Below are 11,677 nucleotides of genomic sequence, written 5' to 3'. Positions count from 1 at the left end.
ACCGTCACGCCGCGAGATCGCTGCGCTCGTCGTCCCCGGCCACCCGCTGGCCGGGGAACGAGGGCACGCCCTCCGGCTCCGCACCCTCCGAAGCCGCCGCCCCCTTCGCCCGTACGAGCCAACCCACCTTCTCCGAGCGCGAGATGGCAGCCATGAGCGGCGTGAGCAGCGCCATCGAGAGCGGCGCGAGCAGCAGGGCCACGGCCGTGCCGAGCGCGAAGCCGCCCACGACGTCGGTCGGGTAGTGCACACCCATGTACACGCGGCAGAAGCCCTCGAGCACGGCCAGCCCGATCGCGGCGAGCCCGAACTTCCGGTTGGCGATGAAGACTCCGACGCCGATCGCCATCGCCATCGTCGCGTGGTCGCTGACGAACGAGTAGTCCGTCTTGCCCGCGACGAGGACCTCGAGCCCCGTGTGGTCCTTGAACGGCCGCGGCCGCTCGACAAACCCACGGATCGGAATATTGATCAGCAGCGCGATCCCCGCCGCGAGCGGCGCCCAGACGAGCCCGGCCACCGAGGCAACCGCGTCCTCGCGCTGGCGCACGCTCCACCAGCACCCGAGCGCCACCAGGACCATGCCGAGCATGATCCCGTACTCACCGATGAATTCCATGACCCGGTCGAACCAGCCGGGGGCGTCCGCAGCCAGTCCGTTGATGTCGTAGAGCAGACTGACATCGGGGTTGGCCCCATCGAGTGCGAGTCCAGCCATCTGCCGCGGCCCCTTGCCTTGTTGCCTGCTGCGCGGCACGCGCGTGTGCGTGCCGCTTCTGCGAATCCCCCGGTGGTCCGTGTCTGCTGCTGTGCGGTGGGTCAGTGCATGGTCAGTGCAGTTGTCCCGTTTTCAGGGAACGCTCCGCCCGCCCCTGCCGTTCCACTCTCCACCGAAAGATCACCATGACGTTATCGAAGAGAGATGCGTAGTCGCAGCTCAGGACAGGGTGCCACCGGTGTGTTCCTACTCCGGACGCTTCTTCGGGAGCGCCTTTGCGCCATCCTCGGTGACCCGGGTGGCACCAAAATAATCCGGCGTATCGATCTTGTCGAAGCGGATGACGGCGCCGGTGAACGGCGCGTTGATCATGTAGCCGCCGCCGACGTACAGCCCGACGTGCCGGATCTCACGCGAGTTGGTGAGGTCGTCCGAGAAGAACACCAGGTCCCCGGGCAGCAGCTCGTCCCTCGAAGGATGCGGCCCGGCGTTGTACTGGTCGTTCGCCACGCGCGGCAGTTCGATCCCGACGGTCCGGTATGCCGCCTGCGTGAGCCCGGAGCAGTCGAAACGCCCGCCCTGCTCGGGCGTCCCGTTCCCGCCCCACAGGTACTTCGTGCCGAGCTTCTTCTGCGCGAAGTAGATGGCCCCAGCGGCCTGCCGCGACGGCTGCACCCGCCCGACGGGCTTCGCGAAGCTCTGCTCCAGGGTGGTGATGACCTTCACATAATTCTGCGTCTCACGATACGGCGGTACGCCCCCATACTTGATGACGGCGTACGCGCCCGCGTTGTAGGCGGCCAGCATGTTCTTGGTCTGATCCCCAGGCACTTTCTTCACATACCCGGCCAGTTCGCAGTCGTACGAGGCCGCTGACGGAATCGCATCCGCCGGATCCCAGATGTCCCGGTCCCCGTCCTTGTCCCCGTCCACCCCGTGGGTCGCCCACGTGCCGGGAATGAACTGCGCGATGCCGCGGGCGTCCGCCGGGCTCTTGGCCTGCGGATTCCAACCGCTCTCCTGGTACAACTGCGCGGCGAGCAAGGCCGGATTGATGGCCGGGCAGAGGTTGCCCCACTTCTGTACGAGCGGCTGATAGAGCGCGGGCACAGCCCCCTTGGCCAGCCCGACCGCCCGCCCGCCACCCGCACTGCCGGCCAGCCCCGCGGCGGCGGAGAAGGTCCCGACGACGAGCAGCGCGACAAAGCTCAAGCAGAGCCCTATCCCGACCCCCGAGGCCACCCAGACTTTTCGCACCCCACAACCCTCCCCCATGCGGTCCGGGTTCACTACCGTTTTCGCCGCGCGCCCGCCGACTCCGCTCTTCCTTCAGCCAAAACGCCGCGCCCGCCAGGGCGGCGGACGCGGCGTTGGTTGCTTACGGGTCAGAGAGCGCGCAGGGCGTCCCATGTCTGGGGACCGACGATGCCGTCGACCTGGAGGCCGTTCACGTCCTGGTAGTGGACGATCCAGCTCTCGGTACGGGGCCCGAAGTCCCGTCAACGGCAAGCGCTTCGTAGCCGCTCCAGAGATTGATGAGGCACTGCACCTCCCGGACCTGGTCGCCGAAATCACCGCGCTGGGTCGTGGCAGTGCCGTCGTAGTAGCCGCAGTACCCGGGCGGGGCGAGCTGGGCGGCAGAGACAGGGGCGGCGGCCGTTGCGGAATGGGCGGCGGCGGGTGCGACGGACATGACGAGCGCGCCGAGGACTGCGGCGGTGGCGAGGGCGACCCGATGAGGTGTGAGCATGAGCAACTCTCCCTGTTTGAAGCCGATTTGGCTGAAGTGCCGGAGAGGTTCGTGTCCGGGAGCGTCGCACTATGCGCATATGCCACGAGTTCGACCCGTGTGGGTGACGGGGGCGGCGCTCCCATCGTTTGAGCCGCCTATCGCTTATCGATAGTATCGATAAGCGATAGGGCAAGGGCAAGGGCAAGGGCAAGCACGGGGGAGCGTCATGCGTACGAAGTCATGGTGGAGCCGCACGGACAACCGGCTCCTGGAGGGCGGCCTGGCTCTGGCCATCCTGCTCGTGAGCCTCTTCGGGGTACTCCTCCCCGTCCTCGGAGTGACAGGCCCCTTCGATCCGATACACGTCCGCGAGGTCGCAATCGACGGCACGACACAGCTGGCGGGCCCGGTGACAGAGGGTCAGGTGTCCCTCGTCGGCACGCGCAACGCAGACCTCGTCCTCGACGACCCCGACGCACTTCAGCGCCTGCTGCTCGCGCTGCCCGAGATCGTCGACAGCCTGCTGATCGTCCTGATCCTCAGCCTGCTGCTCCGCATGGCCCACACCCTGCGCGACGGCGACGTCTTCGTACCGCAGAACGCCCGACGGCTGCGCATCATCGGGGTCACGGCACTGCTGCTGGGTTACGCCGTCCCCCTGCTGACGGCGGCCACCACGGACGCCCTGGTGAGCGGAACGCCGGCCGCGGAGGAGATCCCCTTCTCGTACACCGTCTCCGGCCTGCCCGTACTCGCCGCCCTCCTCATCCTCGCTCTCGCCGAAGCCTTCACGCGCGGTGCGAAGCTGCGAGCCGATACGGAGGGGCTTGTCTGATGCCGCCGGAGGAAGAACACCGGATCAAGGTCCACCTGGACCAGCTACTGGGGGACCGGGGCATGACCCTGGCCGAGCTGGCGCAGCGGGTCGGCGTGACGGTCGTAAACCTCTCCATCCTGAAGAACGGCCGGGCCAAAGCGATCCGCTTCACCACGCTGACCGCGATCTGCCGCGAGCTGAACTGCGAGCCCGGCGACCTGCTCAGCCTCGGCGAGGACTGACGCCACAGCGGGCACCGCGTAAAGGTGCATAACGCCAGTCATTGCCCGGAGTCACCCTCCGTGATACACAGAGTGACCATACGCGTTTGCGCATACACCGGTCGGCACCGCAGGTCAGCGCGGTCCGGCCGGCGATACGTGCGGAGCTCGGGTAAAGACCGCCGCCAAGTCGACATACGAGTGCGGTTCATCAGCGAAGATAGGACGTGACCCCTGTCGTGCGACGGGGGCGACGAACTACCCAACAGGGGCGGTGACTTACATGAACCTGGCAGCCGAAAAGGGCGACATCACCACCATCATCGGTGGAATCGCCCCGAACTGGGGTCCGTTCGGAACCCTCGGCAACGAGGCCCGCGTCATGATCGAGGTCGTGATGGCCATCGCCATCCTCCTCTGCCTCGGCATCGCGATCTGGGGCGCGGCAAAGCAGCGGATCGGGGCGACCGCGCTGAGGGACACGTTCAGCGCGGAGCAGGGCAAGGGGCTGATCGTCGCCGGTCTCACCGGCGTCTTCATCATCGGCTCGCTCGGCACGCTCTTCACCATCGTGTACGGGATGGCTGTTTAACGCGCCGTCAGCCATCACCGGTGCTCCCGGCTCCACTCCCCCACCCCACCCGTCCGTCGTGCCCACCGGCTGAGGTTGCGTCTCCCTGATGTCGAGTCACCACACCGCGCCCGCGCGGGAACCAGCACGGCTACCGTCGTACTACGCGGAACTGCAAACGGTTGAGGGGGCGTACGCGGCATGAGTCTCGGCGACGAGCACGGCTACGGCAGCGACACGGGTCGTACGGACCGTGTCGGCGGCTCCGGCCAGACCCGCACACGCCTGCCCGGAGGCGGTGGAAGCGACGTGTACGGGGGTGCGCGGCGGCCCGTACGGACCTCGCGCTCCCTGATTACGGTGGTCGGCGTGGTGGTGCTGCTGATCGCGGCTATCGCATTCGCGAACCGGGGCGACGGCGGCGTCGACGGCTCGGTCGACGAGGCGAAGCGGGGCGGCGGGGCGGAACCGACGGCGGCGTCGGGCGTGAGACCGGTCACGAACAAGAACGGGACGATCCCTTCCGGCTTCGCGCAGAACGAACAGGGCGCGCAGTCAGCTGCGACCAATTACCTCATCGCCCTCGGTTCTGACGGTATGTACGACAAGAACCGCCGCCGTGCAATCGTGGACACCGTCTATGCGCCTGACGTGGCCGCTGCCCGCGAAGCCGACCTGGACAAGGTGTACTCCGACAAGGCGTTCCTCACCAGCATCGGGCTGAACACAGACGGCACCGCACCGAAGGGCCTGACCTTCATCTCGCGCTTCAACCCCGTGGGTGCGAAGGCCGAGGAGTTCACAGGCGACGCCGCGAGCGTCTCCGTTTGGTACTCGGCCCTCTTCGGGCTGGCCGGCGAGGGGTCCAAGAACCCCGTGGCCGAGAGCTGGTACACGAACACCTTCAAGCTGAAGTGGGTCGACGGGGACTGGAAGGTCGCCGACTTCACCCAGAAGGACGGCCCGGCGCCTGTCGGCCGGGATCAAGCCGCCTCCACTGCAGAGGACATGGCCGAGGCCGTGGAACAGTTCGGAGGGTTCACCTATGCCAGGTAAGCGATCCCGTCGCGTCCTCTCCCTCGCGGCAGTGGCAGCAGCCGTGCAAACCGCCTTCGTACTGATGGCGAGCCGTGCGTTCGCAGCGCCGACCCCAACCCCGGGTCCCGACAAGAGTGACGATCCCTGCGACCTCATCCGGGGTCCCGCCAAGGACTACTGCGAAGGCGGCGACGGCGGCGGCTCCCGCCTCCGCGCCCCCACCGACCCCGCCGAGTCCCTCGACCCCCTCTCCTCCCTCGCCAAAGGCTGCGCCGACGCCGCCGCCTGGATCGTCGGGAAGCTCTCCGAAGCCGTGAAGTCGACCGCGACCGTCGACTTCACCAACCCCAAGTTCCTCCAGCAGTACGCCGTCGTCTTCGCCGCCTCCGCCGTCCTGACGCTCGTCCTCTGGCTCCTGGCCGTCGCAAAGCGGGCCATCCGTGGCGTGCCCCTCAGCACCGCGCTCTCCGAAGCCATCGGCTTCCTCTGGCTCACCGTCCTCGCGTCCGCGTTCACGCCCCTGATCCTCTACACCGTCGTATCGGCCACCGACGGCATCACCGAGGTCATCGCCTCCAGCAGCGGCGGCCAGACCGACGTGTTCTTCGGGTCCTTCGCCGAGGCGCTGAAGAAGGGGGACGACATCGGCGGCGGGCCGATCATGCTGATCGTCGTCTCGCTCGTGACCGTCCTCGCCGCCGGCATCCTCTTCCTCGAGCTGTTCATCCGCGCGCTGCTCCTCTACGTCGGCGCACTCCTCGGCGTGGTCGTCTACGCCGGACTCGTCGACAAGAACATGTGGGGTCACGTACGCCGCTGGGCCGGCATCATGATCGCGATCATCATGGTCAAGCCGGTCATCGTCATCGTCCTCGGCCTGGCCGGGGCCCTCTCCTCCGACGACGGGCCGAACGCCTTCTCCGCCGTCGTGTCCGGCCTCGCCATCATCCTGCTGGCGATCTTCGCCTCCGGGATGATCTACCGCTTCGTCCCCGGCTTCGGCGACGAGATCGCGAGCGCCCGCAGCAACCGCAACAAGGCCACCGACGGCGCCCAGGCGGCCGCCGTCATCAGCTCCCCCGCCGCACTCGTCTCGCAGGGCATCAAGACCCACAGCAGCCGAGGCGGCGGAGGCGGCGACGGCGGCAAGGGTGGCAGCACCTCGCCGCCCCGCCAGGCCAACCCCGTCAGCGGCGGCGTCGCCGCCCACAGCGCCCGCAGCTCCGCCGGACCCAGCGCCTCCGGCGCCAGCGGCGGCGGGACCGGAGGAGGCGGCGGAACTGTCCCCTCCGCCGCACCCTCGGCCCGTAGCAACAGCACCCACACGAACCGGGGTACCGGCAACACGGGTACCGGCACCAACAGCACAGGAGCAGGAGGTGGAGGGCGTTGACCACCCAGTCCCAACCGATCGCGCCCCGCCGTACGTATCTGATCGGCCGAGCCCGGCCGAACGCGATCGTCGGCAAGAACCGCGAGACCGGCGAGATCGCGCTGATCATCGCCGGCGCGTTCCTCGGCATGATGAGCGGGCTGCTGGTCCCCGTCCTGTCCCTGCGGATCGTGCTGCTGATGGGCTTCCCGCTGATCGCACTGATGGCGGTGTACGTCCCGTTCAAGCACCGCACCTTCTACAAGTGGTTCGAGATCAACCGCAGCTACAAGCGCACCCTGCGCAACGGCACGACGTACCGCAGCTCCGCCATGGAAGCGGGCGTACGCAGCGACGGCCGCGAGGTCGAGGTCGGGCCCCCGCCCGGCATCGGGCGTATCAATTGGCTCGCCGCCCCCTTCGGCCCCGACGAGATCGCCGTACTCCTGCACGCCGACCGCAGAACCGTCACAGCCGCCATCGAGATCGAGGGCCCGGGCGTCGGCCTGCGCGACAGCGAGGACCAAGAAGCGCTGGTGGACCGTTTCGGCACACTGCTGAAGCATGTGGCGAACGGCGACGGCTTTGTGACCCGCCTTCAGATGCTCGCCCGTACCCTCCCCGCCGACCCCGACGCGCACGCCAAGGACGTCGCCCAGCGCGGTGACGCGCATGCCCCCGGATGGCTGCAGGAGTCGTACGAGCAGCTCCAGTCCATGGTGTCGACATCGAGCGAGCAGCACCGCGCGTACCTCGTCGCCTGCATGCACTACTCCCGCGAGCTGGCCGCCGAGGCCCATGCCATGGCCCGCGCCGCCCGCCCCCACAGCGGCCGCAAGCTCGACCGCGACTCCGGTCTCGCCGTCGTCATGGCGCGCGAGCTGACCGACATCTGCGCGCGGCTCGCGGAGGCCGACATCCGGGTCCGCCAGCCGCTCGGACAGGGACGGCTGGCGTCCCTCGTCCATTCGATGTACGACCCGGACCACCCCATCGACCACATCCAGGCCATGACGAAGCGCAACGCCTGGCCGGCCGAGCTGGACGCCATGGAGGCGACGTACCTCCAGGCCAAGACGCGTGAGTCGTCAACACGCGCACCCTGGTGCCACGCCACCGCGTGGGTGAAGGAGTGGCCGATGACGCCGGTCGGTGTGAACTTCCTGGCGCCGCTGCTCGTTCACACCCCGGACGTGATCCGTACCGTCGCGGTCACCATGGACCTCGAACCCACCGAGGTCGCTATCGAGCGCATGCTGACGGAGAAGACGAACGACGAGGCGGAGGCCAGCCGCCAGGCCAAGATGAACCGGACGGTCGACCCGCGCGACATCGCGGCCCACGGCCGGCTCGACCAGCGGGGTGAAGATCTCGCGAGCGGTGCGGCGGGGGTGAACCTGGTCGGGTACATCACTGTGTCGTCCCGTTCGCCCGAGGCGCTGGCCCGTGACAAGCGGACCATCAGGGCCTCGGCGGGCAAGTCGTATCTGAAGCTGGAGTGGTGCGACCGAGAGCACCACCGGGCGTTCGTCAACACCTTGCCGTTCGCCACCGGCATCCGTCGTTAGCCGAGAGGGCAGACCCGCCATGCGAGATCCGCTGTCCGTCCTCACGGATGCCTTCACCAGCTTCCTCTTCGGGAAGGTGGAGACGACCAGACTCCCCGTCCGTACGTCGACGGGGCAGGCCCAGGCCGTCTACCTGCCGACCGCGGCGCCCGGCCTCGGCGACTCCGGCGTGATCATCGGCCGCGAGGTGTACAGCGGCAAGGGGTACATCTACGACCCCTTCCAGCTGTACGGACAGCAGCTCCCCGCGCCGCACTGGCTGGTCCTCGGCGAGTCCGGCAACGGCAAGTCGGCGCTGGAGAAGACGTACGTACTGCGCCAGTTGCGCTTCAAGGACCGGCAGGTGGTCGTCCTGGACGCACAGGGCGAGGACGGCGCCGGCGAGTGGAACCTCATCGCGCAGCAGCTGGGTATAACCCCCATCCGGCTCGACCCGATGGCGGCGCTCGACGGCGGAATCCGCCTCAACCCGCTCGACCCGGCGATCACTACGACGGGCCAGCTGGCCCTGCTCCGTACGATCATCGAGGTCGCGATGGGCCACGGCCTCGACGAGCGGTCCGGCTTCGCGCTCAAGGTCGCGCACGCGTACGTGAACGAGACGATCGTCGACCGGCAGCCGGTCCTGACGGACATCGTCGAGCAACTGCGCCACCCGGAGCCGGAGTCGGCCGAGGCGATGAACGTAGACCTGGACGACGTACGGGCCTGGGGCCTCGACGTCGCCCTCGTCCTGGATCGTCTCGTCGACGGTGACCTGCGAGGCATGTTCGACGGCCCGACGACGGTCGGCATCGACCTGGACGCGCCGCTGATCGTCTTCGACCTCTCCCACATCGACCGCAACTCGATCGCGATGCCGATCCTGATGGCGATCGTGGGCGTATGGCTCGAACACACCTGGATCAGGCCGGACCGCAAGAAGCGCATCTTCCTGGTGGAAGAGGCGTGGCACATCATCAACTCGCCCTTCGTGGCACAGCTCTTCCAGCGGCTGCTGAAGTTCGGCCGCCGACTCGGTCTGTCCTTCGTGGCGGTGGTCCACCACCTGTCGGACGTGGTGGACGGCGCGGCGGCGAGAGAGGCAGCGGCGATCCTCAAGATGGCGTCGACGAGGACGATCTACGCCCAGAAGGCGGACGAGGCACGGGCGACGGGCCGGGTACTCGGCCTGCCCCGCTGGGCGGTCGAGATCATCCCCACCCTGACGCCCGGCATCGCGGTGTGGGACGTGAACGGCAACGTCCAGGTGGTCAAACACCTGATCACAGAGGCGGAACGACCACTGGTCTTCACGGACCGCGCGATGACGGAGACCTCGGCGGACATGATCCGCGACAACATGATCTCCGACGACATGCGAGCCGCGGAGTTGGAGGCGGAGCAGAGGGCGACACTCATCGAGCAGCAGATAAACGAGTCGAACGAATCGACGGTCGCCTGAGATGTACGACAGCGAGCGCCGGAGAGCGCCGGAACGCGGAATTCCCGACTCACTGCTGATCGGCCTGCTGGGATTCCTGCTGGCCCTGACGGTACTGACATGGCTGGCGACCGGCCTGGCGGCCCTGTTCACCCACGGCGCGTGGCCGGACGGCGTCACCTTCACCCGCACGCCACTGGCCCTGCGCCACCTGATGGGCGCCCCGCACAACATCCCGGGGGCATGGCCGGACGCGCCGGCGGACCAGCTTTCGGGGTACGGGCTGTTCTGGGGCCTGCTGATCGGCGAGCTGATGGTCCTGGTGGTACTGACCATCTTCGTGCTGGGTGTGCTGGCGCGTCTGAAGGTGCAGCGAGCGGTGACCCGGGAGCGTGCGATGGCGGGCGCGGGTGCGGTCGCCGGACCGCCGACCGCAGTCGAGAACACCAGGGCGGACACCAAGGTGATCGCCGGGGTGGACGCCGGGGTGGACGACAAGGCGCAGAGCAGACCGGAACCCGGGGCGACGACGCCCACCGACCAGACCACTCCGGCCATCCCCCCGGTCCCATCGGTCCAGATGGCCCCGACCACCGCAACCGTCCCCACCGCTCCGGCAGCCCCAACAACCCCGGCCGTCCCGACGCCCCGCATCCCCCGCGTCCTCTACGGCAGCCCCGAGACCCGCCGCCCCAGCGCCGTACAGGCCGTCCTGGACGCCGAAGGCGCCGCGCTCGTCGTCACCTCCGACCCCACCGTGTGGGCCGAGACCAAGGACGCCCGCGCCAAGCTCGGCCCCGTCCTCGTCTACGACCCGGGCCACCTCTGCGACACCCCGGCCCGCCTCCACTGGTCCCCCACCACCGGCTGCGAGCACCCCGACGTGGCAGCAGCACGGGCAGTGGCCCTCCTGGCGCCCGTACGTCCCCAGGCCCGCCTGGACGCCGCCATGGCCGACACCGCCGAGACGCTGCTGAGCAGTTGGCTGCATGCCGCCGCCGTGGACGGGCGCCCCTTCCGGCAGGTGCACCGCTGGGCGCAGGGCAGCAGTGCACATGAGGCGGTACGTATCCTCCGTACGCATCCCAAGGCGTCGAGCGGCGCCGCGGGCCTCCTGGAGTCGGCGCTCACGGCGTACCCCGAACGTCGCGAAGTCGCACAGGAGTTGACGGTCCGTGCTCTCGCCGCGCTGTCCTCGATCCACATCCGCGAGGCCTGCACCCCGAACCGAACCGATTCGCTCACTTTGGAATCATTTATCGACGAGGGGGGCACCCTTTATGTGGTGGGTGAAGCAATCGAGGACCCCAAGTCGCGCCCGGGAGCAATGCCTCTGCTCACCGCACTGGCATCAAGCGTGGTCGAGCACGGCCGCCGCATGGCCGCACGGTCAACCGACGGTCGGCTCGACCCACCAATGACGTTCGTTCTCGACGACGTTGCGGCTGTGGCACCGCTTCCCCTGCTTCCGGAGCTGCTGTCGACCGGCCAGGACCAGGGTCTGTCGGCTCTGGTCCTGCTCCGCTCGCAGGAACAGGGCCGAGCCCGCTGGCCGGACCACACCTTGACGACCGGTTAGGACACCGAAGGCCGCGGGACCACCATCTCGATCTCCTTCGCGGAAGCGTCACCCGGAACCGGCGCTGTCGCACCGCTCGTTACGAACCCGACCTTCCGGTAGAGAGCCTCCGCCCGCGTGTTGCGCTCGTGCACGAACAGCCTGACCTGCTCGATCCGCGGCTCGTTCAGCGACCACGCCCACTCCAGCGCGGCCCGGAAGAGCTCCTCCGCCAGCCCGGCGCCGCGCGTCTCGGGCCGTATGAACACGCCGACCACATGCACCTGGTCGACCTCCGCCGCCTCGACGAAACTCGCCGGCGCACCGGCCCGTTCGACGATCGCGGTGACCGACCCCACCCACCGCCCGTCGGGCGCCTCCGCGACGAACTGCCGTACCTCGACGCCCTGGACAGCCTTGTCCGTACGCTCCTGCCAGTACGAATCCGGCTGAGCGACGGCCTTCTCGTACGTCTCCAGAAAGGCGAGGTGCGCGACCGGATCCTGAAGCGCGGCGAGCCTCAGCTCGCGCACCTTCTCCCACTCCCCGGCGCCCACGGGCCGAATCACGTGTTCCATGCCGCCGATGCTGCCATCCCGCACGCGCCGAGGCGACCCAATAAGCCCAATAACCCCTGGAACTGTCTCTAATACAATTTT

At 68.4% G+C, this 11,677-nt stretch carries 13 protein-coding genes; 8 read left to right on the top strand and 5 right to left on the bottom strand.

All coding sequences use genetic code 11. The features are described 5' to 3' along the window. Positions 1 to 4: 4 nt before the first annotated feature. The 4 genes from J7I98_RS34525 to J7I98_RS34510 all read right to left on the bottom strand — a co-directional run bounded on the left by J7I98_RS34525 (position 5) and on the right by J7I98_RS34510 (position 2,468). Positions 5 to 718 (bottom strand): phosphatase PAP2 family protein, encoded by a 714-nt coding sequence (locus J7I98_RS34525; protein ID WP_214929002.1) that lies wholly within the window; start codon positions 716 to 718, stop codon positions 5 to 7. Between the two features lie 246 nt (positions 719 to 964). After that, positions 965 to 1,975, bottom strand: coding sequence for an NlpC/P60 family protein (locus tag J7I98_RS34520; RefSeq protein WP_374225202.1), 1,011 nt, complete (start codon positions 1,973 to 1,975; stop codon positions 965 to 967). A 128-nt stretch (positions 1,976 to 2,103) separates the two neighbouring features. Then, entirely contained in the window at positions 2,104 to 2,169 is a 66-nt protein-coding gene (locus J7I98_RS43125) for a peptidoglycan-binding protein (RefSeq protein WP_374225204.1), read from the bottom strand. Beyond that, positions 2,166 to 2,468: a hypothetical protein gene (locus tag J7I98_RS34510; protein WP_214929000.1), complete on the bottom strand. Its 303-nt coding sequence runs from the start codon at positions 2,466 to 2,468 to the stop codon at positions 2,166 to 2,168. The genes J7I98_RS43125 and J7I98_RS34510 overlap by 4 nt, the downstream gene beginning before the upstream one ends. A 208-nt stretch (positions 2,469 to 2,676) precedes the next feature. Here J7I98_RS34510 and J7I98_RS34505 point away from each other — a divergent pair, with 208 nt between their 5' ends. The 8 genes from J7I98_RS34505 to J7I98_RS34470 all read left to right on the top strand — a co-directional run bounded on the left by J7I98_RS34505 (position 2,677) and on the right by J7I98_RS34470 (position 11,039). Continuing rightward, on the top strand, positions 2,677 to 3,285 hold the full coding sequence (locus J7I98_RS34505) for a DUF2975 domain-containing protein (protein WP_214928999.1): 609 nt from the start codon (positions 2,677 to 2,679) through the stop codon (positions 3,283 to 3,285). Next, positions 3,285 to 3,509 (top strand): helix-turn-helix transcriptional regulator, encoded by a 225-nt coding sequence (locus tag J7I98_RS34500; protein ID WP_214928998.1) that lies wholly within the window; start codon positions 3,285 to 3,287, stop codon positions 3,507 to 3,509. The genes J7I98_RS34505 and J7I98_RS34500 overlap by 1 nt, the downstream gene beginning before the upstream one ends. A gap of 262 nt (positions 3,510 to 3,771) precedes the next feature. Further along, on the top strand, positions 3,772 to 4,080 hold the full coding sequence (locus J7I98_RS34495) for a hypothetical protein (protein WP_138904791.1): 309 nt from the start codon (positions 3,772 to 3,774) through the stop codon (positions 4,078 to 4,080). Between the two features lie 180 nt (positions 4,081 to 4,260). After that, positions 4,261 to 5,115 (top strand): hypothetical protein, encoded by an 855-nt coding sequence (locus J7I98_RS34490; protein ID WP_214928997.1) that lies wholly within the window; start codon positions 4,261 to 4,263, stop codon positions 5,113 to 5,115. Beyond that, complete coding sequence (locus J7I98_RS34485) at positions 5,105 to 6,490, top strand: hypothetical protein (RefSeq protein WP_214928996.1); 1,386 nt, start codon at positions 5,105 to 5,107, stop codon at positions 6,488 to 6,490. Before J7I98_RS34490 ends, J7I98_RS34485 begins: the two co-directional genes overlap by 11 nt. Beyond that, on the top strand, positions 6,487 to 8,037 hold the full coding sequence (locus tag J7I98_RS34480) for an SCO6880 family protein (protein ID WP_214928995.1): 1,551 nt from the start codon (positions 6,487 to 6,489) through the stop codon (positions 8,035 to 8,037). Before J7I98_RS34485 ends, J7I98_RS34480 begins: the two co-directional genes overlap by 4 nt. A gap of 19 nt (positions 8,038 to 8,056) precedes the next feature. Continuing rightward, the gene (locus J7I98_RS34475; protein ID WP_214928994.1) at positions 8,057 to 9,481 is read left to right on the top strand and encodes an ATP-binding protein; all 1,425 of its coding nucleotides are present in this window, start codon (positions 8,057 to 8,059) and stop codon (positions 9,479 to 9,481) included. 1 nt (position 9,482) lies between these two features. Then, on the top strand, positions 9,483 to 11,039 hold the full coding sequence (locus J7I98_RS34470; RefSeq protein ID WP_214928993.1) for a type VI secretion protein: 1,557 nt from the start codon (positions 9,483 to 9,485) through the stop codon (positions 11,037 to 11,039). Here the strand turns inward: J7I98_RS34470 and J7I98_RS34465 are convergent. Continuing rightward, a complete protein-coding gene (locus tag J7I98_RS34465; RefSeq protein ID WP_214928992.1) occupies positions 11,036 to 11,596 on the bottom strand; it encodes a GNAT family N-acetyltransferase in 561 nt (186 codons plus the stop codon). The two genes, J7I98_RS34470 and J7I98_RS34465, sit on opposite strands and share 4 nt — an antisense overlap. Between the last annotated feature and the right edge of the window lie 81 nt (positions 11,597 to 11,677).

Source organism: Streptomyces sp. ISL-98 (genome assembly GCF_018614055.1).
Taxonomy (GTDB): Bacteria; Actinomycetota; Actinomycetes; order Streptomycetales; family Streptomycetaceae; genus Streptomyces; species Streptomyces spiramyceticus.
This window is presented reverse-complemented; position numbering and strand designations above follow the sequence as displayed.